This is a genomic window from Pseudomonas sp. MWU16-30323 (assembly GCF_020515595.1).
GTDB lineage: Bacteria > Pseudomonadota > Gammaproteobacteria > Pseudomonadales > Pseudomonadaceae > Aquipseudomonas > Aquipseudomonas yamanorum.
Map to the genome: position 1 here is coordinate 124,378 of NZ_JAIWYM010000006.1, position 23,117 is coordinate 147,494.

The window sequence follows — 23,117 nt, forward strand, 5'->3', positions numbered from 1 at the left end:
GCTATGCTTACGCCGAGCCTTCATACAAAAGGTGTGTCGTCCATTGGTCTAAAGGTCGCAGGCAGCGGGTTGCGCCTAAAGTCGTATGATGTGCTCAAGATTGGCGCTTTTCCCTTTGCTTTCAAGCTTGTAGGCCACTAAATGTGCTGTTTTCGACGCAAATGTGCAGGGCCTGAGGTTTCAGTCCTCATTTATCTGGAGTAGGCTCGAACGCAGCCAGATGTTTAATCCATAGATGGAGTTCAGCATGGGATACAAGAAGATTCAGGTTCCGGCAGTCGGCGACAAAATCACCGTCAATGCAGACCATTCTCTCAATGTTCCTGACAACCCGATCATTCCTTTTATTGAGGGTGACGGTATTGGCGTCGACATCAGCCCGGTGATGATCAAGGTTGTTGATGCAGCTGTTAACAAGGCTTATGGCGGCAAGCGCAAGATCTCCTGGATGGAGGTCTATGCCGGCGAAAAGGCCACTCAGGTTTACGACCAGGACACCTGGCTGCCCCAGGAAACCCTGGATGCGGTCAAGGATTACGTGGTTTCCATCAAGGGCCCGCTGACCACCCCGGTCGGTGGCGGCATCCGTTCGCTGAACGTGGCCCTGCGCCAACAGCTCGACCTTTATGTATGTCTGCGCCCGGTGCGCTGGTTCGAAGGCGTGCCAAGCCCGGTCAAGAAGCCCGGCGATGTGGACATGACCATCTTCCGTGAAAACTCCGAGGACATTTACGCCGGTATCGAGTGGAAGGCCGGTTCCCCGGAAGCGATCAAGGTCATCAAGTTCCTGAAAGAAGAGATGGGTGTTACCAAGATCCGTTTCGACCAGAACTGCGGGATCGGCATCAAGCCGGTGTCCCTGGAAGGCACCAAGCGCCTGGCGCGCAAGGCCTTGCAGTATGTCGTGGATAACGATCGCGACTCGCTGACCATCGTGCACAAAGGCAACATCATGAAGTTCACCGAAGGTGCCTTCAAGGAATGGGCCTACGAAGTGGCGGCTGAAGAATTCGGCGCGACCCTGCTGGATGGCGGGCCGTGGATGCAATTCAAGAACCCGCGCACCGGCAAGAATGTGGTGGTCAAGGACGCCATTGCCGACGCCATGCTCCAGCAGATCCTGCTGCGCCCGGCGGAATATGATGTGATCGCTACGCTTAACCTTAACGGTGACTACCTGTCCGACGCCCTGGCGGCGGAAGTGGGCGGTATCGGTATTGCGCCGGGCGCCAACCTGTCCGACACCGTGGCAATGTTCGAAGCCACCCACGGTACTGCGCCGAAGTATGCCGGCAAGGACCAGGTCAACCCGGGTTCGCTGATCCTGTCGGCGGAAATGATGCTGCGTCACATGGGGTGGACCGAAGCGGCCGACCTGATTATCAAGGGCACCAATGGCGCAATTTCGGCCAAGACGGTGACCTATGACTTCCATCGGTTGATGGAGGGTGCCAAGTTGCTCTCGTCGTCAGCGTTCGGGGATGCGCTGATTTCGCATATGTAGGCTTATAAGCAGGTATAAAAAAACCGGCCTGTTGATGGCCGGTTTTTTTTTTGAGCGTTTGCTCGGCGGCTGATCAGGCCGGCTGTTTTTGTGATTTTTGAGCGACGTCTTCTTTAGTTGTGCTGGCTCTGTCTAGAGCGTCTATCTTCACCGCATGCAAGCCTTTGGGTCCCTGAATGATATCGAAGGAAACCGATTGCCCTGCCTTTAGTGTCTTGTAGCCATCCATTTGGATAGCGGAGTAATGCGCAAATAGGTCGTCAGTCTTGCCGTCTTCGTTGATGAAGCCGTAGCCCTTGGCATTGTTGAACCACTTCACCTTACCGCTCGCCATGCCCATATCCCTCTGCACCAGACTCCATCACTGGAGTATCATCCAGTTTATCCGTCCTAACCCGAATAAATTAAGGTTGACTGCGCGGACCTTTTTTACCCACTGTGGGTTCTATTGGTTGTAACACTGATTTGCCGATAGTCAAGGCGACCAGTCGGTCAGAGTTGAAATTCTGACAGGCCGCCCCCACCACTGTATTTGAACCACTGACGAACCTTTCTTTCCATGCATGCAATCAGCCAGATTCGACTAACATTCAATCAGGATCGCCCGGATCATCAAGAAGACGACGACGGTTCTGCAGGCATTGCTGTTCAGGAGGCCAAGCCTGCTTTACAGGCGCCGCCGATGTACAAGGTGGTTTTGTTCAATGATGACTACACACCGATGGATTTCGTCGTCGAAGTGCTCGAGGTGTTTTTTAACCTGAACCGCGAGTTGGCGACCAAGGTAATGCTGGCCGTTCACACAGAAGGACGGGCAGTATGTGGAGTGTTTACCCGCGACATCGCCGAGACAAAGGCCATGCAGGTCAACCAGTACGCCAGGGAAAGCCAGCATCCGCTACTCTGTGAAATCGAGAAGGACGGTTAACTCCGACCACTTGGGTATGAGGTGAAGCTATGTTAAACCGCGAGCTCGAAGTCACCCTCAATCTTGCCTTCAAGGAGGCTCGTTCGAAGCGTCATGAATTCATGACCGTCGAGCACCTGCTGCTGGCACTTTTGGATAACGAAGCTGCCGCCACCGTACTGCGTGCGTGTGGTGCCAATCTCGACAAACTCAAGCATGACCTGCAGGAGTTTATCGACTCCACCACGCCGTTGATCCCCGTTCATGACGAGGACCGCGAGACCCAGCCAACCCTGGGCTTCCAGCGGGTACTGCAGCGTGCCGTTTTCCACGTACAGAGCTCCGGCAAGCGCGAAGTCACAGGGGCCAATGTGCTCGTGGCGATCTTCAGCGAGCAGGAAAGCCAGGCCGTATTCCTGCTCAAGCAGCAAAGCGTTGCCCGTATTGATGTCGTCAACTACATCGCCCATGGCATTTCCAAAGTGCCAGGGCATGGCGATCACTCAGAAGGTGAGCAGGATATGCAGGATGACGAGGGCGGTGAGTCTTCTTCTTCGAGCAACCCGCTGGATGCCTATGCCAGCAACCTCAACGAACTGGCGCGCCAGGGGCGGATCGATCCGCTGGTAGGGCGTGAGCTGGAAGTTGAGCGCGTGGCGCAGATCCTCGCGCGTCGCCGCAAGAACAACCCGCTGTTGGTCGGTGAAGCAGGCGTGGGTAAAACCGCGATTGCCGAAGGCCTGGCCAAACGCATTGTTGATAACCAGGTGCCAGACCTGCTGGCCAACAGCGTCGTCTACTCCCTTGACCTGGGCGCGTTACTCGCCGGGACCAAGTACCGTGGCGACTTCGAGAAGCGCTTCAAGGCGCTGCTCGGTGAGCTGAAAAAACGCCCGCAGGCGATCCTGTTCATCGACGAAATCCACACCATCATCGGTGCCGGTGCTGCTTCCGGTGGGGTGATGGACGCTTCGAACCTGCTCAAGCCGCTGCTGTCTTCGGGTGATATCCGTTGCATCGGCTCGACCACGTTCCAGGAATTCCGCGGGATCTTCGAAAAAGACCGTGCCCTGGCGCGCCGCTTCCAGAAAGTGGATGTGTCCGAGCCGTCGGTTGAAGACACCATCGGCATCCTGCGCGGGCTCAAGGGGCGTTTCGAAGCGCACCATGGCATCGAGTACACCGATGAAGCGCTGCGTGCAGCCGCCGAGCTGGCGTCGCGCTACATCAATGACCGACACATGCCGGACAAGGCCATCGACGTGATCGACGAGGCGGGTGCCTACCAGCGCCTGCAGCCGGTGGAGAAGCGTGTGAAGCGCATCGACGTGCCTCAGGTCGAGGACATCGTGGCGAAGATCGCGCGGATTCCGCCAAAACACGTCAACACGTCCGACCGGGAGCTGCTGCGTAACCTGGAGCGCGACCTCAAGCTGACCGTGTTTGGTCAGGATGCGGCCATCGATTCGCTGTCCACCGCGATCAAGCTGTCCCGTGCGGGGCTCAAGTCGCCGGACAAACCGGTCGGTTCGTTCCTGTTCGCCGGGCCTACCGGTGTCGGCAAGACCGAAGCGGCGCGGCAGTTGGCCAAGGCCATGGGTATCGAGCTGGTGCGTTTCGACATGTCCGAGTACATGGAGCGGCACACTGTGTCGCGCCTGATCGGTGCGCCTCCGGGCTATGTTGGCTTCGACCAGGGCGGCCTGTTGACCGAGGCGATCACCAAGCAGCCGCATTGCGTTCTGCTGCTCGATGAGATCGAGAAGGCGCACCCGGAAGTCTTCAACCTGCTGTTGCAGGTGATGGACCACGGTACGCTGACCGATAACAACGGGCGCAAGGCGGACTTCCGCAACGTGATCGTGATCATGACCACCAACGCCGGTGCCGAAACGGCCGCGCGAGCTTCCATTGGCTTTACTCATCAGGATCACTCTTCCGACGCCATGGAAGTGATCAAGAAGAGCTTTACGCCGGAATTCCGCAACCGCCTGGACACCATTATCCAGTTTGGTCGCCTCAGCCATGAGGTCATCAAAAGCGTGGTGGACAAGTTCCTCACCGAGCTTCAGGCGCAGTTGGAAGACAAGCGCGTGCAGCTGGAGGTTACGGACGCGGCACGCAACTGGCTGGCGGAAGGTGGCTACGACGCGGCAATGGGCGCTCGGCCAATGGCTCGCCTGATCCAGGACAAGATCAAGCGCCCACTGGCGGAAGAGATCCTGTTCGGCGAACTGGCAGACCATGGTGGCGTGGTGCATATCGATCTGAAGGATGGCGAGCTGACCTTCGACTTCGAGACCACGGCTGAAATGGCCTGATAGTTGACGCAACAAAACAAAAAGGCGCCGAGAGGCGCCTTTTTGCTGTCTGGATAAATGGGGTGGGGTCGAAACCTATCGACCGTTGAAGATCAGCTGTGGGAGTTGGCTTGCCTGTGATGGCGGTGGGCCAGTCAAGCATGCAGTAACTGACAGGCCGCTATCGCAGGCAAGCCAGCTCCCACAGGGTCAAGTGGCGACTGTTAAATGGCGCGCGCACAAAAACGCCCGGCATAACCGGGCGTCTTGTATTGACTTGATTAACGGGCGCGGTAAGTGATGCGCCCTTTGCTCAGGTCATAGGGCGTCAGTTCGACGCGCACTTTGTCACCGGTAAGAATACGGATGTAATTCTTGCGCATCTTGCCGGAGATATGCGCGGTTACGACGTGCCCATTTTCCAACTCCACACGAAACATGGTGTTGGGCAGGGTGTCGACGACAGTGCCTTCCATTTCGAAGCTGTCTTCTTTCGACATGCAGTAAAGCCCTCGGTATCCAGTGAATGGCCCGGTGCAACTGCGCCAGGCAAAAGCGGCGTGCATTGTGCCCGAAAAAGGGTGTTTAAGCCAAGAGGTTCTAGTTCAAGGTGACCCATCTTTGGTTAATTAGCAGTTCTATGGGGCGATATTGGGTCTTGTAGTTCATCTTTTTGCAGTTTTTTATCCAGTATCCGAGGTACACCGCCTCCAATTCCAGGCGCAAGGCTTCGCCGATTTGCCACAGGATCGCAAAGCGTCCCAGGCTGCGGCGCTCTTCGGCGGGCTCATAAAAGGTGTAGACCGCGGACAGGCCATTGGGCAAAAGGTCGGTGACGGCTACGGCGACCAGGCGCCCCTCAAGGCGGAACTCGTAGAAACGCGAGAAGGGCAGGTCGCGCACCAGGAAGGTGGAAAACTGGTCGCGACTGGGTGGGAACATGTCGCCATCGGCGTGGCGCTGTTCGATGTAGCGTTGGTAGAGGTCGAAATACTCCTCACTGAAGCCCGGTTTCGCAGCGGTGACGGTCAGGTCGGCGTTGCGCTTGAGGATGCGTTTCTGATTACGGTCCGGCAGGAACTGCGCCACCGGGATACGCGCCGGTACGCAGGCGTTGCAGTTCTGGCAGTGGGGCCGGTAAAGGTGGTCGCCGCTGCGCCGGAAGCCCATTTCCGACAAATCGGCATACACATGCACGTCCATCGGCTGGCTGGGGTCGAGGAACAGCGTGGTGGCCTGCTCATCGGGCAGATAGCTGCAAGAGTGGGGTTGAGTGGCATAAAACTTCAAACGCGCCAGCTCGGTCATGATCAACCCTCGGATAAGCTTTGAAATAAGTGTAAGCCAGGTGCGGGGAAGTCGCCTAGGAAACCCATGGCGCAGAGCTGGTTTGGTCCAAATGGTCGCGCAGGTAGTTGGCAAAGTCGCTGCGGGGAATGGCGCGGGCGCCGAGGCTGTGCAGGTGGTCGGTAGGCATCTGGCAGTCGATCAGCACAAAGCCCCAGGCCTGCAATTGCCTGACCAGGGTCGCAAAGCCGAATTTCGAGGCGTTGTCGGCGCGGCTGAACATGGACTCGCCGAAAAACAACTGGCCCATCGCCAGGCCGTACAGGCCGCCGACCAGTTCGCCCTCGTCCCAGACCTCCACCGAGTGCGCATAGCCGCGCTGGTGCAATTGCAGGTAGGCGCTCTGCATGGCTTCGGTGATCCAGGTGCCATCGGCATAGCTGCGTGGCGCTGCGCACGCCTGGATGACGGCGGCAAAATCCTGGTCGAAGGTCACCGTGTAACGCTGCTGGCGCAACAGTTTGCCGAGGCTGCGGGAAACATGCAGCTCGTCGGGGAACAGCACGGTGCGCGGGTCGGGCGACCACCACAGGATGGGCTGGCCCTCCGAGAACCAGGGAAAGCAGCCATGGCGATAGGCCTGGATCAAGCGGTCGGCCGACAGGTCGCCACCGGCGGCGAGCAGGCCATTGGGTTCGCGCATGGCCTTGGCCAGCGGTGGAAACGTCAGGGTGTTGCGTTGTAACCAGGTCAGCATGGCATCCAGGCTTACGGAAGGGGAGGGCGGTAACGGCGATGTTGCCCGTTGCAAGAGCTGTGATTATTGTCGACGAAACGCTCTGGGGCTACCCCGAACATGGGATCGGTGCAGATAAGCATGAATGGGTGTTTCTGCAACTCTATGCCGGGGGCGTGGTCGTAATCGCGTACGTCGGTCGGCACGCTAGCCTGGATTGGCAAAAACAGCTCATAAGCCTTTGTCAGCAAAGACAATGCATGCTCAAATTGAACGTTATGAAACCGAAGATTGGCTATGCTGTGTAACGTAGGGCCAAGTGCGTGGCATCGCGCACACAAACCCGTACAATGCGGCCATTCAGGCGTTATCGCCGTTTCATGAATCAGTTGCAGGGTGTTAAAAGTAGCTTCACTGGCACTCGTTCATTTTTTACCTGCTCGGATTGAGCAGTATTTTGCAGTCATTCAATAGATGGACGCGCTAAAGGCGCAGGAATAGACCCGTTTTGAAGAAATCCGCCGCAACACCTAAAGCCGCAGTCGTGCCCGCCTGGCGCCAGCACCTGCACTATCGACTCAAGGAAGGTGCACTGATCGCCATCGGCGCCCTGTGCCTGTTCCTGATGATGGCCTTGCTCACCTATGGCAAGGACGATCCAGGCTGGAGCCACAACAGCAAGATCGAAGACGTGCAGAACTTCGGTGGCCCGGCCGGCTCCTACAGCGCCGATATCCTGTTCATGGTGCTGGGTTATTTCGCCTATATCTTCCCGTTGTTGCTGGCCGTCAAGACCTGGCAGATCTTCCGCCAGCGTCATGAGCCGTGGCAGTGGAGCGGCTGGCTGTTCTCCTGGCGCCTGATCGGCCTGGTGTTCCTGGTGCTGTCGGGCGCGGCCCTGGCCCACATCCATTTCCACGCACCCACCGGCTTGCCGGCCGGTGCTGGCGGCGCACTGGGCGAAAGCCTCGGCGACCTGGCCCGCAGGACCCTGAACATCCAGGGCAGTACCCTGATGTTTATCGCGTTGTTCCTGTTCGGCCTCACCGTGTTTACCGACCTGTCGTGGTTCAAGGTCATGGACGTGACCGGCAAGATCACCCTCGACCTGCTGGAACTGTTCCAGGGCGCCGCCAATCGCTGGTGGTCGGCCCGGGTTGACCGCAAGCGCATGGTTGCGCAACTGCGTGAGGTCGATACCCGCGTCAACGAGGTGGTAGCCCCGAGCACGCCGGACCGGCGTGAGCAAGCCAAGGTCAAGGAGCGTCTGATCGAACGTGAACAGGCGCTGACCAAGCACATGTCGGACCGCGAGAAGCAGGTACCGCCGGTGATTGCGCCTGCGCCGCCCAAGGCGCCCGAGCCAAGCCACCGCGTGCAGAAAGAGAAACAGGCGCCGTTGTTTGTCGACAGCGCCGTGGAAGGCACCTTGCCGCCGATCTCGATTCTCGACCCGGCGGAAAAGAAACAGCTCAACTATTCCCCTGAATCCCTGGCGGCCGTCGGCCACTTGTTGGAAATCAAGCTCAAGGAATTCGGCGTCGAAGTCTCGGTGGATTCGATCCACCCGGGCCCGGTGATTACCCGCTACGAAATCCAGCCGGCTGCCGGCGTGAAGGTCAGCCGCATTTCCAACCTGGCCAAGGATCTGGCGCGTTCGCTGGCGGTGACCAGCGTGCGGGTGGTGGAAGTGATTCCGGGCAAGACCACCGTCGGTATCGAGATTCCCAACGAAGACCGGCAGATCGTGCGCTTCTCCGAAGTGCTGTCGACCCCGGAATACGACAACTTCAAATCGCCGGTGACACTGGCCCTGGGCCACGACATCGGCGGCAAGCCAGTGATCACTGACCTGGCGAAAATGCCCCATTTGCTGGTTGCCGGTACCACTGGTTCCGGTAAGTCGGTGGGTGTGAACGCGATGATCCTGTCGATCCTGTTCAAGTCTGGCCCGGAAGACGCCAAGCTGATCATGATCGACCCGAAAATGCTTGAGCTGTCGATCTACGAAGGCATTCCGCACTTGCTGTGCCCGGTAGTGACCGACATGAAGGACGCCGCCAACGCCCTGCGCTGGAGCGTCGCCGAGATGGAGCGCCGCTACAAGCTGATGGCGAAGATGGGCGTACGTAACCTGTCGGGCTTCAACGCCAAGGTCAAGGAAGCCCAGGACGCCGGCACGCCGCTGACCGACCCGCTGTACAAGCGCGAAAGCATTCACGACGAAGCACCGCTGCTGACCAAGCTGCCGACCATCGTGGTGGTGGTCGACGAATTTGCCGACATGATGATGATCGTTGGCAAGAAGGTCGAAGAGCTGATCGCCCGTATCGCCCAGAAGGCACGGGCCGCCGGTATCCACTTGATCCTGGCGACCCAGCGTCCCTCGGTGGACGTGATCACCGGCCTGATCAAGGCCAACATCCCGACCCGCATGGCGTTCCAGGTATCGAGCAAGATCGACTCCCGGACCATCATCGACCAAGGCGGCGCCGAGCAGTTGCTGGGTCACGGTGACATGCTCTACATGCCACCGGGCACCAGCCTGCCGATCCGTGTTCACGGCGCTTTCGTCTCCGACGATGAAGTGCACCGCGTGGTGGAAGCCTGGAAGCTGCGCGGTGCGCCGGAATACAACGACGACATCCTCGCGGGCGTCGAAGAGGCCGGCAGCGGCTTCGACGGTGGCAGCGGCGGTGGCGATGATGATGCCGAGACCGATGCGCTCTACGACGAAGCGGTGCAGTTCGTGCTTGAAAGCCGCCGCGCCTCGATCTCCGCCGTACAGCGCAAGCTGAAGATTGGCTACAACCGCGCTGCCCGCATGATCGAAGCCATGGAAATGGCCGGCGTGGTCACCTCGATGAACACCAACGGCTCGCGCGAAGTGATTGCGCCAGCGCAGATGCGTGACTGATTACGTTCCGCGTGGCAACACGCGGCACGCCTTGCAAACGAATCTAAGAGGACTCCCATGCGTCTTATCCGCATGCTGTTGTTGCCGGCATTGGCCCTGACTGCTGTTTCGGCTCACGCTGATCCGGCTTCCGTTGCGAGCCTGACCAACCTGCTGGACAAATCCAAGACCCTGAGCGCGCGCTTCTCCCAGTTGACCCTGGACGGTGGCGGCACTCAATTGCAGGAAACCGCCGGCGAAATGGCCGTGCAGCGTCCTGGACTGTTCTACTGGAAAACCGACGCGCCAAACGAGCAGACCATCGTTTCCGACGGCCAGAAAGTCACTCTGTGGGACCCGGACCTGGAACAGGCGACCATCAAGAAGCTCGATCCGCGCCTGAGCCAGACCCCGGCGTTGCTGCTGTCGGGCGATGTGTCGCAGATCAGCCAGAGTTTTGATATCACCTCCAAGCAGGCCAGCAACGTCATCGACTTCACGCTGAAGCCGAAATCCAAGGACACGCTGTTCGACAGCCTGCGCCTGTCGTTCCGCAACGGTGTGATCAACGACATGCAGTTGGTGGACAGCGTCGGCCAACGCACCAATATCCTGTTCACCGGGGTCAAGGCCAACGAACCGGTGGCCGCGTCCAAGTTCAAGTTCGACATCCCGAAGGGTGCCGACGTGATCCAGGAATAAACTGCCTAGAGGTTTCAAACGCTGCCCATGGACCTGTTTCGAAGTGACCCGATTGCTCAGCCTCTGGCGGCGCGCCTGCGCTCGACCAACCTGGACGAGTACGTCGGGCAAGAACACCTGCTGGCTCGCGGCAAGCCTTTGCGCGAAGCCCTGGAGCAGGGTGCGCTGCACTCGATGATTTTCTGGGGGCCGCCGGGCGTGGGTAAAACCACCCTGGCGCGGCTCCTGGCGAAAGTCTCGGATGCCCACTTCGAAACGGTCTCGGCGGTGCTCGCCGGGGTCAAGGAAATCCGCCAGGCGGTGGAAGTCGCCAAGCAGCAGGCCGGGCAATACGGCAAGCGCACCATCCTGTTTGTCGACGAAGTGCATCGCTTCAACAAGTCGCAGCAGGATGCGTTCTTGCCGTATGTCGAAGACGGCACGCTGATCTTTATTGGCGCCACCACTGAAAACCCGTCGTTTGAACTGAACAACGCCTTGCTGTCCCGGGCGCGTGTCTATGTGCTCAAAAGCCTCGATGAAGCCGCGATGCAGAAGCTGTTGCGGCGCGCGCTGAGCGAAGACAAGGGCCTGGGCAAGCGCCAACTGAGTGTCAGCGAGGAAGGCTTCAAGATTCTGCTGACCGCTGCGGACGGCGATGGTCGACGTTTTCTCAATCTGCTGGAGAACGCCTCCGACCTGGCAGAAGACGGCAGCGAAATCGGCGTCGACCTGCTGCAAAGCCTGCTGGGCGACACCCGCCGACGTTTCGACAAGGGCGGCGAAGCCTTCTACGACCAGATTTCCGCGTTGCACAAGTCAGTTCGCGGCTCCAACCCCGACGGCGCGCTGTATTGGTTTGCGCGGATGATCGACGGCGGTTGCGACCCACTGTACCTGGCCCGGCGCGTGGTGCGCATGGCCAGTGAAGACATCGGCAATGCCGACCCGCGTGCGCTGAGCCTGTGCCTGGCCGCCTGGGAAGTGCAGGAGCGCCTGGGCAGCCCGGAAGGCGAGTTGGCGGTGGCCCAGGCCATCACTTATCTTGCCTGCGCGCCAAAAAGCAACGCGGTGTACATGGGCTTCAAGTCCGCCCTGCGTGCCGCCGCTGAGCATGGTTCCCTGGAAGTGCCGCTGCACCTGCGCAATGCGCCGACCAAGCTGATGAAGCAGCTCGGTTATGGCGATGAATACCGTTACGCCCATGATGAGCCGGACGCCTATGCGGCTGGCGAAGATTACTTCCCGGATGACCTTGAGCCGCAGCCGTTCTACCAGCCGGTGCCTCGCGGCCTGGAGCTGAAGATCGGCGAAAAGCTCAATCACCTCGCCCAACTTGACCGGCTCAGTCCGAAACAGCGGAGAAAGTAGTGCTCAGAACGATTCTTGCCGTGTCCGTGGCCGGCATCGCTGGTACATTATTGCGTTTCGCCACCAGCACGTGGGTCAGCGCCAACTGGCCGAAGCATTTTTATGCGGCGACCCTGGCGGTCAACCTGGTGGGCTGTTTGATCATCGGCTTGTTGTACGGGTGGTTTCTGATTCGCCCGGAAGTGCCGATTGAAATTCGGGCCGGCTTGATTGTCGGCTTTGTAGGCGGTCTGACGACCTTTTCATCCTTTTCACTGGACACGCTGCGCCTGCTGGAAAGCGGGCAGGCACCGGTCGCCTTCGGGTACCTGGCCATCAGCGTGTTCGGCGGGCTGCTCGCCACCTGGGCTGGCCTGTCCTTGACCAAACTTTGATAAACGAGAGACCGACATGCTCGATTCCAAACTGTTACGTAGCAACCTTCAGGACGTAGCGGACTGCCTGGCATCCCGTGGCTTCAGCCTGGATGTTGCGCGCATCGAAGCGCTGGAAGAACAGCGCAAGACCGTCCAGACCCGCACCGAAGCACTGCAGGCTGAGCGTAATGCGCGTTCCAAGTCCATCGGTCAGGCCAAGCAGCGCGGCGAAGACATCGCGCCGTTGATGGCGGACGTCGAGCGTATGGCTGGTGAGTTGGCTTCCGGCAAAGTCGAGCTGGACGCGATCCAGACCGAGCTGGACTCGATCCTGCTGGGTATCCCGAACCTGCCACACGAATCCGTGCCGATTGGCGAAGACGAAGACGGCAACGTCGAAGTCCGTCGCTGGGGTACGCCAAAAGCCTTCGATTTCGAGATCAAGGACCACGTCGCCCTGGGCGAATTGACCGGTGGCCTGGACTTCGAGACAGCGGCCAAAATGTCCGGCGCGCGCTTTGCCTTGCTGCGCGGCCCGATCGCGCGCATGCACCGTGCCCTGGCGCAGTTCATGATCAACCTGCACACCGGCGAACACGGCTACGAAGAGGCTTACACCCCGTACCTGGTTCAGGCGCCGGCGCTGATGGGCACCAGCCAGCTGCCGAAGTTCGAGGAAGATCTGTTCAAGATCAGCCGCGATGGCGAAGCCGATCTGTACCTGATCCCGACCGCCGAAGTGTCGCTGACCAACATCGTGGCCGGGGAAATCCTCGACGCCAAGCAACTGCCGCTCAAGTTTGTCGCCCACTCGCCGTGCTTCCGCAGCGAAGCCGGTGCATCGGGCCGCGACACCCGCGGCATGATCCGCCAACACCAGTTCGACAAGGTCGAGATGGTGCAGGTGGTCGAGCCGTCGACCTCCATGGAAGCGCTGGAAGGCCTGACCGCCAACGCCGAACGCGTCCTGCAACTGCTGGAACTGCCGTACCGCGTTCTGGCCTTGTGCACCGGCGACATGGGTTTCAGTGCCGTGAAGACCTACGACCTGGAAGTGTGGGTGCCGAGCCAGGACAAATACCGCGAGATTTCGTCGTGCTCCAACTGCGGTGATTTCCAGGCCCGTCGCATGCAGGCGCGTTTCCGTAACCCGGAAACCGGCAAGCCCGAGCTGGTCCACACCCTCAACGGTTCGGGCCTGGCGGTAGGCCGTACCCTGGTAGCCGTGTTGGAAAACTACCAGCAGGCTGACGGTTCGATCCGCGTACCTGACGTGCTCAAGCCGTACATGGCGGGCGTTGAGGTCATCGGCTAAATGGAATTTCTGCCGCTGTTTCATAACCTGCGCGGCAGTCGTGTGTTGGTCGTCGGTGGCGGGGAGATTGCCTTGCGCAAATCCCGGCTGCTGGCCGACGCCGGCGCGTTGTTGCGGGTGGTTGCTCCCCAGATTGAAGACCAGTTGCGTGAACTGGTCCAGGGCAGTGGCGGTGAACTGATTTTGCGCGGTTATCAGGAGGCCGACCTCGACGGTTGCACCCTGATCATCGCCGCGACCGATGACGAGCCGCTGAACGCGCAAGTGTCCAGCGATGCCCGGCGTCGTTGCGTACCGGTCAATGTGGTGGATGCGCCGGCCTTGTGCAGCGTGATCTTCCCGGCGATTGTCGACCGTTCGCCCTTGGTGATCGCGGTGTCCAGCGGCGGCGATGCGCCCGTGCTGGCACGCTTGATCCGCGCCAAGCTGGAAACCTGGATTCCGTCGACTTACGGCCAATTGGCCGGATTGGCGGCGCGGTTTCGCAGCCAGGTCAAAGGCTTGTTTCCGGATGTGCAGCAACGTCGCGCGTTCTGGGAAGAGGTCTTTCAAGGCCCGATTGCTGATCGGCAACTGGCCGGGCAGGGCGATGAAGCCGAGCGTTTGCTGGTGGAGAAAATCAACGGCGCGCCGCCGCACGCACCGGGCGAAGTCTACTTGGTGGGTGCAGGCCCGGGTGATCCGGACCTGCTGACCTTCCGCGCGCTGCGCTTGATGCAGCAGGCCGATGTGGTGCTGTACGACCGCTTGGTGGCGCCGGCGATTCTTGAACTGTGCCGCCGAGATGCCGAGCGGGTGTACGTCGGCAAGCGACGCGCCGACCATGCGGTGCCGCAAGACCAGATCAACCAGCAGTTGGTGGACCTGGCCAAGCAAGGCAAACGCGTGCTGCGGCTCAAGGGTGGTGACCCATTCATCTTTGGGCGTGGCGGTGAAGAGATTGAGGAGCTGGCGGCCCATGGCATCCCGTTCCAGGTGGTGCCGGGCATTACGGCAGCCAGTGGTTGCGCGGCGTATGCCGGTATTCCGCTGACCCACCGCGATTATGCGCAATCGGTTCGCTTCATTACCGGGCACTTGAAGGACGGGACTTCGGACCTGCCATGGAGTGACCTGGTGGGGCCGTCGCAAACCCTGGTGTTCTACATGGGGTTGATCGGGTTGCCGATCATCTGCGAACAGCTGATCCAGCATGGCCGTTCAGCGGATACGCCGGCGGCGTTGATCCAGCAGGGCACCACGTCCAACCAGCGGGTGTTTACCGGCACCCTGGCTGACCTGCCACGTATGGTGGCGGAGCATGAAGTTCATGCACCGACACTGGTGATTGTGGGAGAAGTGGTGCTGTTGCGTGAGAAGCTGAAGTGGTTTGAAGGCGCTCAGTCGCAAGTCTGATACCTCTCCTGTGGCGAGACCGTCTCTGTGGCGAGGGAGCTTGCTGTGGCGAGGTAGCTTGCTCCCGCTGGGCTGCGCAGCGGCCCCAAAATCCTGGGAGCGCTTCGCACTCCAGCGGGAGCAAGCTCCCTCGCCACAGGGTGTTTCAGTTCAAGATACCTTTCCCGCTCAACCGCTCCCGGTCATGCTCCGCCTCAAACGTCTGCAACGGCCCCTTCGGCACAATCCCCGTCGGATTAATCGTGCGATGACTGGCGTAGTAGTGCCCCTTGATGTGAGCAAAATCCACCGTCTCGGCAATCCCCGGCCACTGATACAGCTCCCTTAGCCAATTCGACAAATTCGGATAATCCGCAATCCGTCGCAGGTTGCATTTGAAGTGGCTGTAGTACACCGCATCAAACCGAATCGCGGTGGTGAAAAGCCTTACATCGGCTTCAGTCAGGTACTCCCCCGCCAAGTAGCGGTGCTTACCCAAGTGCTGTTCAAGGTGATCCAGTTCGGCAAACACATCATCAAATGCCGCTTCATACGCCTTTTGCGACGTGGCAAAACCTGCGCGGTATACACCGTTGTTCACGGCGGGATAGATCCGGTCGTTCAGTGCATCGATGGTTGAACGCTGGGCCTCGGGATAGAAATCCAGTTGATTGCCAGTCAGTTCATTAAACGCACTGTTGAACATGCGGATAATCTCTGCCGATTCATTGCTGACAATCCGCTTGAGCTTCTTGTCCCACAACACCGGCACCGTGACCCGCCCGGTGTAGTTGGTGGTGTCGGCGGTGTAGCGTTGGTGCATGTAGGAGAAGTCGTCGAGTTTGTCGCCGCTGGAGCCATGGGCCTTGTCGAAGGTCCAGCCGTTCTCGAGCATTAACCAACTGACCACGGACACCTCGATCAGGCTTTCCAGGCCTTTGAGCTTGCGCAGGATCAATGTGCGGTGCGCCCAGGGGCAGGCCAGGGAGACGTACAGATGATAGCGACCGGCTTCAGCCGCGAAACCGCCTTCGCCGGTCGGGCCGGGTTCACCCTCGGCGGTCACCCAGTTGCGGCGTTGCGCCTGCTCCCGTTGGAAGGCGCCGTCTGCGCTACTTTCGTACCACTGGTCGTGCCAGCGTCCTTCGATCAGCAAACCCATGACTGACTCCTTGGCTAATAAGCGTTGGAGTGCAGTCTAAAGGTCTGAGTTCGAACAAAAAGCGCAAAGGCTGGGGGTTAATGATCGACTAAATCGATTTATCCCGGGCATCCCAGTACTGCTGGGCCAGATCGAACGCCTGTTCCTGCGGGTGGCCGAGACCGCGCAAGGCCAGGGCCATGGTGGCGATCAATGCCAGTTGCGGGTAGCTGTCCTGCACGTCGCCGCGCCATAGCGCCTTGAGGTGCTCGGGCTCCAGGGCGGCAGGTTTGACGTGGCGCTGGGCGGAGAGGGCTGGCCACTCTTCATCCCAACTTTCGCCGCCGGTGGTGCCATACAGGTGGCTGATGGTGTCCGGGTTGATCTCGATTTCGCCGCCGTCGCCCTTGACCACGATGGTGTTGTCACCGAGCAAGCCACTGGCATCGCGGTGCACGCCCTGGTAGCCCGGGTGGAAGATGCTTTGCAGGCCGCAGCGGGCGCTCAACGGGTTGAGGATGCGCGCCAGGGAGTGGATCGGCGAACGCAGGCCCAATGTGTTACGCAGGTCGATCATGCGCTGCAGCTGTGGCGCCCAGTCTCCCAGCGGAATAAATGCCAGGTTGCCCTGTTCAAGGGCCGCTTCCACCTGTTGCCAATTGCGGCACAGCGGAATCTGCAAGCCATCCAGCAATTGCTCGGTGTAGAGCCGGCCTGCGGTATGTGCGCCGCCGCCGTGCATCAGGATGCGCACGCCGTTCTGTGCCAGGCACTTGGCTGCCAGCAGGTACCACGGCAGGTGGCGTTTTTTACCGGCGTAGGTAGGCCAGTCGACATCCACATTGAGTGACGGTGCATTCAAGCGTTCGCGCACGGCTTCGGTGAAACCGGCGAGTTCTTCCGGGCTTTCTTCCTTGTGCCGCAACAGCATCAGGAAGGCGCCGAGTTGGGTGTCTTCGACCTTCTCATCCAGCAGCATGCCCATGGCTTCCCGGGCTTCCTCACGGGTGAGGTTGCGGGCGCCGCGCTTGCCTTTGCCAAGGATGCGCACGAACTGTGCGAACGGATGTTCGGCAGGGGTTTCAGTGATCAACGGGGCAAAATCGGTCATAAGCAATTCGTCGGCCTGGGCAGGCCCGCCAGCTTGGCGGCGAGTTTGGCGGGAGTGCCTTTGAACAGTCGGTTGAGGTGCAGGCTGTTGCCCTTTTCCGGGCCCAGCTTCAAGGCGGTGTACTTGATCAGCGGCCGGGTGGCGGGGGACAGCTGGAATTCGCTGTAGAAGCCTCGCAACAGTTCGAGGATTTCCCAGTGTTCCGGGCTCAGCTTCAGGTCTTCTGTGGTGGCGAGGGCGTTGGCCACGTCGCTGGACCACGCGTTCAAGTCGACGAGGTAGCCGTCCTTGTCCAGTTCGAGGGTGCGTTCGCCTACGGTCAGGGTGTTCATAGCCAGGTGTTGACCTTGTCGTAATCGATCGACAGCTGGACGAAGGCCGGGTAATCGACGCTGGCGGCCCACGCAGGCACGGCGAGACTGCGCGCCTGACTGTCTTCGGCCAGTACAAACACCTTTATGCCCTTGGCTTGCAGGGCTTGGCAGGGTGCGCTGGCGGGTTGCAGGGCGTAGGCACCGTCGCCACACAGCAGGATCGCATCCGAGGCGCCACAGAGGCGCAGGCAGCTGTCCAGCCGGCTATCGGCAAACGGGGAGTGGGAGACCACATGCAAAGTCGACATCAGAGGGTAATCACCTGGTCGTAACGGTCAATCATTTGTGAGATCTGTTCGCTGCTCAGCGGCTGCGCGTTGCCGGATGCGGTCAGGCCACGCTCGGTGAGGCTATGGCTGCAGGCAAACACATCCTCAACCCCAAACAACTCCAGGGCCTGGAGGTTGGCGCTGAGGTCTTTCTGTTGCACGGCCTTGGCGTCCTGGCTTGCAGCCAGTTGAAACACGCCATCGTCCAGAAACAACAAGCCAATCGGCAAATCAAACGCGCCGCCAGCCAACACGATATCCAGCGCTTCGCGGGCACTCGGGCCGGACCACGGTGCCTGTCGGCTGATCACCAGCAAGGATTTCGACATGTCACGGCCCTCCAAAGCAAATCAAACGGTCAGCGGCCTGGGCGGCGTCATGCAGTTGCCCAAGTCCGGACAACGCCCAAGGCGCTTCCAGGTTTACCGCACTGCGCTGATAGCGGGTGGCCTCTTCGGCATTCAGCACCCCACGACGCAGGGCCGCCGCGATGCACACCACGCCATCAAGCTGATGATCGCTGACAAACTCGCGCCACTGACGGGCGATATCCTGCTCGTCCTGCGGCGCAACAATGTTGGTGGACGCGCTGTAGACGCCATCCTGATAAAAAAACAGCCGCACAATTTCATGCCCGCCGGCCAGTGCCGCCTGGGCGAACAGCAAGGCACGGCGCGAGGAGGGCGCATGGGCGGCGGAAAAAAGCGCAATCGCGAACTTCATGGAACACTCTGAAGGCAAAACCTGTGGCAATGATAAAGCCGCAGACAACAAAAAGCCCGCCGAAGCGGGCTTTTTGCATGTGGCTGCGATCAGTCGTCGCGGCCCATGATGCCGAAGATCTGCAACAGGCTGATAAACAGGTTGTAGATCGATACATACAGGCTGATGGTGGCCATGATGTAGTTACGCTCGCCACCCTGGATGATCGCGCTGGTCTGGAACAGGATGCACGCCGAGGAGAACAGCACGAAACCGGCGCTGATCGCCAATTGCAGGCCGCTGATCTGGAAGAACATGCCTGCCAGCACGGCAGCCAGCAACACGAAGAAACCGGCGGTGATGAAACCACCCAGGAAGCTCATGTCCTTGCGGGAGATCAGCACGTAAGCCGACAGGCCGCCAAATACCAGGGCAGTCATGGCAAATGCCGAGCTGACCACTTCCGCGCCGCCGGCCATGCCGAGGTAACGGTTAAGGATCGGGCCAAGGATAAAGCCCATGAAACCGGTCAAGGCAAACGCCGACACCAGGCCCCAGGCCGAGTCGCGCAGCTTGTTGGTCAGGAAGAACAGACCATAGAAGCCGATCAACACGACGAAGATATTCGGGTAGCCGACGCGCATTTGCTGAGCTACGAAGGCCATCACGCCGCTGAAAGCGAGGGTGAGAGCGAGCAAACCGTATGTATTGCGCAGGACGCGGCTAACTTCTAGCTGCTCAGCCTGCGCGTTTCCATTCACTGCGTAATTTTGTTCGCGCATGGCGACACTCCTTCAGTTTTGAAACATTCAGTCGCAAGGATCATAACAGACGCTCTGTAACAAGCTATGGCGAGAGTTTGACAGTGTGTTTCATTCGGGTATTATGGCGCCCGCTGACACAGGATGGGCTACGCTAATCCTGTGTTGCACAAGGGAAATTGGCAGAGTGGTTGAATGCACCGGTCTTGAAAACCGGCGAACGTTAATAGCGTTCCCAGGGTTCGAATCCCTGGTTTCCCGCCAAGATTGACTCAAGAGCCCCGCTATTGCGGGGCTTTTGCGTTTCTGGGGTTCAGGAATATTGGCAGTGAAACATCTAATCGTTTCCGCATCAGTTCAGGCAGTTTCCGCAACTCTGCCAAATGTGGGAGTCAACGGGTAGGTTTCACGATCTCACCCACGCGCCGATAAACCGTCCCGTTTATCAGTTCACTCCGGATAAGTCAGGCGCCCAAGCCGGGCGAGCCAGCTAGCGTGATTCGTTACTGAGAAAAAGGCGCCGTTATAGGTGAAAATGGCCCGCAGCCTCCGGCTGGTAAAGCACTTTCTTGATCTCAATCCGGCGGGTCCGATCCGAAATTCGCCCGTCGATGGCGTCTCCCTCCTGATAGCCAAGGATGGCGGCGCCTATGTCGGAATACACGGAATGCTTTCCTGTGTTGCTGTCCGCGTCTTCAGGGTAGACCAAGGCCACTTCGAACTCTTCGTCGTCCAGTTGCAGCAACGCCCTGGAGTTCATCGTGATGACATTACGCGCCACCTGCTGCGGCTTGACGACAATGGCTCGCTCAAGCTCATGTTCGAGTTCAACAACCGCCGGGCCTTGCTCGAACGCGATTAGCTCCTCGAGCCTGGCCTTGTCGATTTCAGTGATGTAGATCCTGGTGGAGTCGCCACCGGCGCCTTCGCGCAAGAACTGGAGATAGCGCGCCGCTGTCATGGAAAATGACTTCAATGTCGGCGTTTCGCTCTCAAGCATAAAGCCGCTGCGCAGAAAGGCTTTCAGCGAGCGCGAGTTGTCCGGGTGAATCTTGGCGATGAGCTTCTCGGCCCGCATGTCGAGGAAGGCCAGTTTCATGCCTTCGCGGATCGTGCGGGCGCCGAGATTTCGACCCCATTTGTCGCTGTCTCCGATGACCAGGACTATCTCGCAATTTGAGCCGGTCTTGATAAGACGGACAAAGCCCACCGGGGCGTCATGCCGGTCATAGGCCATAAAGAATCTGCCGCCCCGGTTGAATAGATGAGTCAGGATCGGCAACTGAGTCCGATCAATGACGTGCTCAATGGAGCGGGAGACATGACGCGAATCGCTCAGATAGCAGGTGATGCGCTCATCCTCTAACCAATCCATCAACGTCAGCGCGTGCGCCCGAGTAATTTCTGGGCACAGCGAAATGAAAGGCTTGTTCATCTTGACCACACTTATTTGTAAAGGATTGAAGCCCTTCATGGATATGTCATGGCGGTTCTTCGGCAACCGGATATTTTAAGACATACCGCAAGTAATGGCGAACGTCCCAGAGAGTTCCAAGAGACCATCGCTTGCTGAACCTGAACCTGGCTTCATCTGCAACCTGAACTTGCAGAGCAAGCGAGGATAACGCCGTGATCGCACTGTGGGCGTGCCAGGTGTATGTCACGGCTATTGCGCATTGAAACCCGGTGCGATTTAGGGCATGTGAAGTAACAGCGACAGACAATATTGCTTTGTTAGTTTCCGTCCGGACTTAGGCTTGCGAAGAAGATGCAGCCAATTAACCGAGCAAACAAGGTCAACGTGCCTTCGAGGCACGGATCGTCAAACAGCATGGGTCGTGAGTCCAGCGCGCACAGAGCACCGTAAAGCCGGCCGTCAGGAAGGAAGATAGGAGCACCTGCATAGCTTTCTATTGCGTATCGCTTGACTACGGGGCGATTTGAGTACCTGCCGTCTTCACTGATTTTTGGAATAAAGAGTGCTTTGGGGTCCTTTCGGAGCTCGCTGCAAAGTGTGATCTCCAACTCTAAAGTATCTCCACACTCTATACCCAGATGGACGGGGTCGTAAGCTGAGCAAACTATCCAATCCGTTTCGGTGAATTTGGCAATTCCGGCAAATCGCATCCCTGTCAGGCGCGTAATAAGCTGCAAGATAGCGCTTGTGGCCTCAAGTTCAGCTATTGCTGAGCGTTCATCTGTGCTCAGCACAGAGTGCAAGGCGATCTCATGAGAATCCATTTTTATCCTCTGCTATCTGTAGCTGAGCGGGTGACCGGGCTTTATAAATTTGTTTGATGAATCTGGTGGGGCGCTTTATCCAGCCTCTATGTCTTGAATCGCAGAACCAAGTCGTTCAAGTTGACTGCCAATCGTGACAGTTCATTACTCGCCGTCAGCGTCTGTCGGGTACCCTCACTGCTCTGAATGGCCAGGTCGCGAATGCTAATCAAGCTCCGGTCAACGTCACGTGCTACGTGAGCTTGTTCTTCGGAGGCCGTTGCAATCTGGATATTGCGGTCATTGATTTCGAGCACTGAATCTATGATTTGTCGAAGCGATTGGCCTGCCTGCTCTGCCGTATCTCGCGTGCTGTAAACCTCAGACGTGCTCTTTTGCATCGATTCTACTGCGGCAGACGAACCGGCTTGAATCGTCGAAATCATCTGTTCAATTTCTTGAGTCGACGTTTGGGTCCGGTGCGCCAAGGCGCGAACTTCATCGGCGACCACCGCAAAGCCACGGCCTTGTTCTCCTGCACGCGCGGCTTCAATGGCAGCGTTCAAAGCCAACAGGTTGGTTTGTTCGGCAATCGCCCTGATGACGCTTAGAACTTTGCTAATGTCTTGAGCCTGGCCCGCGAGCTCTTTTACTTGATCTGAGGAAACCTCGACCAGTTCAGTAAGGCCTCGCATGGCGGTAAGCGTTTCAGTCACTTTTTTGTTGCCGAGATCTGCTGCCAAGCTCGACTGCATGGCCGCTTCAGAGGTGGAGTTGGCATTCCGCGCTACCTCTTCAACAGCAGCGCTCATCTCGGTGACCGCTGTGGCAGCTTGCTCTATCTCGCTGTTCTGCTGTTGTAAGGTGCGATCAGCACTTTCTGTGATTGAGGTCATTTCGACGGCTGCAGTACTCAGCTGAGCTGACGCTCCTGAGATTTCCAATATGGTGTTCCTGAGGTTCTTCTGCATCAAATTGAGCGCGTGCATTAAGCGCGATGCTTCATCTGAGCCAGTGACATCAAGGTCATGGGTAAGGTCGCCTGCCGCTATATCCTCTGCCAATTTCAGAGATGAGCTGATAGGACTCACAATGCTCTTGGTAAATAAAGTAGCCAGGAGAAGGGTGAGCGCAAATGCAACAACCAGTACGGCGATGAGTACGTTTACGCTATGGGCATATACGTCCGCCGCCTCCTGGCCAGACACAACTGCCTGACTTGCATTTTGCTCACGTAGGATTGTCAGTTGGTCTTGATAGACGCTTGCTCGTTGCGCCTGTTCCGTATTAGCAAACGTCACCGCTTGCTCATGATCAGATAAATCCAGTGCCAGTACTTTTTTGAGCCCCTCAATATAGGTGTTCATCATTTGGCTTGCCTTTTCAAATTGAATTTGATCTTGCTCGCCAGATATCAAATTTTTACGATAAAACTCTGTCTTTGACTGAAGTGTCCGTATGGCCTCTTCAACTTTTGACAGGGATGCATCATGCACATCTTTGGTGGTACTTGAGAGCATGCGGATGCTCTCCAGGCGGGCATGAAGAAGGGCAATTTGAATGTCGTCAATTACCTGGATGCTGGGCAGGGAGTTTTGCTCGATATCCTGCTCTGCAGTGCGTAAGTGGCCGATTTGTAGATAAGAAAAACCTGCCAGGCTGATCAGTAAAAGCGTGATTAGACCAAAACAGATGAAGGCTCTGCGTGCGATATTCATGGATCTTAATTTCATATAGGCCTCCGAGGGCCGAGGTGTCAGGGGAGGGAGCCCGTTACGTCAATTTGTTGATCGCGTGCAAGGGAAGCCTTTG

General features: G+C 58.4%; 23 protein-coding genes and 1 tRNA gene. 10 read left to right on the forward strand and 14 right to left on the reverse strand.

From position 1 onward, the window contains the following. Window positions 1–247: 247 nt before the first annotated feature. On the forward strand, window positions 248–1,504 hold the full coding sequence (icd, locus tag LIY45_RS09955; protein WP_226476193.1) for an NADP-dependent isocitrate dehydrogenase: 1,257 nt from the start codon (window positions 248–250) through the stop codon (window positions 1,502–1,504). Window positions 1,505–1,577: 73 nt separating this feature from the next. Here the strand turns inward: icd and cspD are convergent, their stop codons facing one another. Continuing rightward, complete coding sequence (gene cspD, locus LIY45_RS09960; protein WP_275948701.1) at window positions 1,578–1,844, reverse strand: cold shock domain-containing protein CspD; 267 nt, start codon at window positions 1,842–1,844, stop codon at window positions 1,578–1,580. Between the two features lie 219 nt (window positions 1,845–2,063). Here cspD and clpS point away from each other — a divergent pair, with 219 nt between their 5' ends. Both clpS and clpA read left to right on the forward strand, forming a co-directional pair. Next, complete coding sequence (gene clpS / locus LIY45_RS09965; RefSeq protein ID WP_003219604.1) at window positions 2,064–2,432, forward strand: ATP-dependent Clp protease adapter ClpS; 369 nt, start codon at window positions 2,064–2,066, stop codon at window positions 2,430–2,432. A 29-nt stretch (window positions 2,433–2,461) separates the two neighbouring features. Next, window positions 2,462–4,732, forward strand: a complete 2,271-nt coding sequence (gene clpA, locus LIY45_RS09970; protein ID WP_010172706.1) for an ATP-dependent Clp protease ATP-binding subunit ClpA — start codon at window positions 2,462–2,464, stop codon at window positions 4,730–4,732. A 260-nt stretch (window positions 4,733–4,992) separates the two neighbouring features. Here the strand turns inward: clpA and infA are convergent, their stop codons facing one another. The 3 genes from infA to aat all read right to left on the reverse strand — a co-directional run bounded on the left by infA (window position 4,993) and on the right by aat (window position 6,755). Further along, window positions 4,993–5,211 carry a translation initiation factor IF-1 gene (gene infA, locus LIY45_RS09975; RefSeq protein WP_002553999.1) on the reverse strand — a complete coding sequence of 73 codons (219 nt, stop codon included), beginning with the start codon at window positions 5,209–5,211 and terminating at the stop codon, window positions 4,993–4,995. Window positions 5,212–5,311: 100 nt separating this feature from the next. Beyond that, window positions 5,312–6,019 carry an arginyltransferase gene (locus tag LIY45_RS09980; protein WP_177042653.1) on the reverse strand — a complete coding sequence of 236 codons (708 nt, stop codon included), beginning with the start codon at window positions 6,017–6,019 and terminating at the stop codon, window positions 5,312–5,314. A 55-nt stretch (window positions 6,020–6,074) separates the two neighbouring features. After that, window positions 6,075–6,755 (reverse strand): leucyl/phenylalanyl-tRNA--protein transferase, encoded by a 681-nt coding sequence (aat, locus tag LIY45_RS09985; protein WP_076016782.1) that lies wholly within the window; start codon window positions 6,753–6,755, stop codon window positions 6,075–6,077. A gap of 487 nt (window positions 6,756–7,242) precedes the next feature. On the opposite strand from aat, the gene LIY45_RS09990 reads away from it, so the two are divergent. From LIY45_RS09990 to cysG, 6 genes are read left to right on the forward strand one after another with little or no spacing between them, the layout of a single operon-like run. After that, entirely contained in the window at window positions 7,243–9,651 is a 2,409-nt protein-coding gene (locus tag LIY45_RS09990; RefSeq protein WP_226476194.1) for a DNA translocase FtsK, read from the forward strand. Window positions 9,652–9,708: 57 nt separating this feature from the next. Then, window positions 9,709–10,332 (forward strand): outer membrane lipoprotein chaperone LolA, encoded by a 624-nt coding sequence (gene lolA / locus LIY45_RS09995; RefSeq protein ID WP_026078226.1) that lies wholly within the window; start codon window positions 9,709–9,711, stop codon window positions 10,330–10,332. A gap of 27 nt (window positions 10,333–10,359) precedes the next feature. Beyond that, the gene (locus tag LIY45_RS10000; RefSeq protein WP_226476195.1) at window positions 10,360–11,682 is read left to right on the forward strand and encodes a replication-associated recombination protein A; all 1,323 of its coding nucleotides are present in this window, start codon (window positions 10,360–10,362) and stop codon (window positions 11,680–11,682) included. After that, window positions 11,682–12,056 carry a fluoride efflux transporter CrcB gene (gene crcB, locus LIY45_RS10005; protein ID WP_010172479.1) on the forward strand — a complete coding sequence of 125 codons (375 nt, stop codon included), beginning with the start codon at window positions 11,682–11,684 and terminating at the stop codon, window positions 12,054–12,056. Before LIY45_RS10000 ends, crcB begins: the two co-directional genes overlap by 1 nt. A gap of 16 nt (window positions 12,057–12,072) precedes the next feature. Then, on the forward strand, window positions 12,073–13,353 hold the full coding sequence (gene serS, locus LIY45_RS10010) for a serine--tRNA ligase (protein WP_226476196.1): 1,281 nt from the start codon (window positions 12,073–12,075) through the stop codon (window positions 13,351–13,353). Further along, on the forward strand, window positions 13,354–14,748 hold the full coding sequence (gene cysG / locus LIY45_RS10015) for a siroheme synthase CysG (protein ID WP_226476197.1): 1,395 nt from the start codon (window positions 13,354–13,356) through the stop codon (window positions 14,746–14,748). A 145-nt stretch (window positions 14,749–14,893) separates the two neighbouring features. On the opposite strand, the gene LIY45_RS10020 is transcribed toward cysG, so the two are convergent. The 7 genes from LIY45_RS10020 to LIY45_RS10050 all read right to left on the reverse strand — a co-directional run bounded on the left by LIY45_RS10020 (window position 14,894) and on the right by LIY45_RS10050 (window position 19,106). Then, window positions 14,894–15,889 (reverse strand): glutathione S-transferase family protein, encoded by a 996-nt coding sequence (locus tag LIY45_RS10020; protein ID WP_226476198.1) that lies wholly within the window; start codon window positions 15,887–15,889, stop codon window positions 14,894–14,896. A gap of 88 nt (window positions 15,890–15,977) precedes the next feature. Further along, window positions 15,978–16,979, reverse strand: coding sequence for a glycosyl transferase family protein (locus LIY45_RS10025; protein ID WP_226476199.1), 1,002 nt, complete (start codon window positions 16,977–16,979; stop codon window positions 15,978–15,980). Further along, window positions 16,976–17,311 carry a TusE/DsrC/DsvC family sulfur relay protein gene (locus LIY45_RS10030; RefSeq protein ID WP_226476200.1) on the reverse strand — a complete coding sequence of 112 codons (336 nt, stop codon included), beginning with the start codon at window positions 17,309–17,311 and terminating at the stop codon, window positions 16,976–16,978. The genes LIY45_RS10025 and LIY45_RS10030 overlap by 4 nt, the downstream gene beginning before the upstream one ends. Further along, complete coding sequence (gene tusB / locus LIY45_RS10035) at window positions 17,308–17,601, reverse strand: sulfurtransferase complex subunit TusB (protein ID WP_017479528.1); 294 nt, start codon at window positions 17,599–17,601, stop codon at window positions 17,308–17,310. Before tusB ends, LIY45_RS10030 begins: the two co-directional genes overlap by 4 nt. Then, window positions 17,601–17,951: a sulfurtransferase complex subunit TusC gene (gene tusC / locus LIY45_RS10040; protein WP_017479529.1), complete on the reverse strand. Its 351-nt coding sequence runs from the start codon at window positions 17,949–17,951 to the stop codon at window positions 17,601–17,603. The genes tusB and tusC overlap by 1 nt, the downstream gene beginning before the upstream one ends. A gap of 1 nt (window position 17,952) precedes the next feature. Continuing rightward, window positions 17,953–18,345 carry a sulfurtransferase complex subunit TusD gene (gene tusD, locus LIY45_RS10045; RefSeq protein ID WP_226476201.1) on the reverse strand — a complete coding sequence of 131 codons (393 nt, stop codon included), beginning with the start codon at window positions 18,343–18,345 and terminating at the stop codon, window positions 17,953–17,955. Between the two features lie 89 nt (window positions 18,346–18,434). After that, window positions 18,435–19,106 carry a Bax inhibitor-1/YccA family protein gene (locus LIY45_RS10050; RefSeq protein WP_003219636.1) on the reverse strand — a complete coding sequence of 224 codons (672 nt, stop codon included), beginning with the start codon at window positions 19,104–19,106 and terminating at the stop codon, window positions 18,435–18,437. A gap of 152 nt (window positions 19,107–19,258) precedes the next feature. Here LIY45_RS10050 and LIY45_RS10055 point away from each other — a divergent pair. Beyond that, window positions 19,259–19,349 (forward strand) — tRNA-Ser (locus LIY45_RS10055). A gap of 259 nt (window positions 19,350–19,608) precedes the next feature. Here the strand turns inward: LIY45_RS10055 and LIY45_RS10060 are convergent. The 3 genes from LIY45_RS10060 to LIY45_RS10070 all read right to left on the reverse strand — a co-directional run bounded on the left by LIY45_RS10060 (window position 19,609) and on the right by LIY45_RS10070 (window position 23,038). Then, window positions 19,609–20,520, reverse strand: coding sequence for a bifunctional GNAT family N-acetyltransferase/nucleoside diphosphate kinase regulator (locus tag LIY45_RS10060; RefSeq protein WP_226476287.1), 912 nt, complete (start codon window positions 20,518–20,520; stop codon window positions 19,609–19,611). 299 nt (window positions 20,521–20,819) lie between these two features. Next, window positions 20,820–21,326 (reverse strand): GAF domain-containing protein, encoded by a 507-nt coding sequence (locus LIY45_RS10065; protein WP_226476202.1) that lies wholly within the window; start codon window positions 21,324–21,326, stop codon window positions 20,820–20,822. A gap of 86 nt (window positions 21,327–21,412) precedes the next feature. After that, a complete protein-coding gene (locus tag LIY45_RS10070) occupies window positions 21,413–23,038 on the reverse strand; it encodes a methyl-accepting chemotaxis protein (RefSeq protein WP_226476203.1) in 1,626 nt (541 codons plus the stop codon). Window positions 23,039–23,117 lie beyond the last annotated feature (79 nt).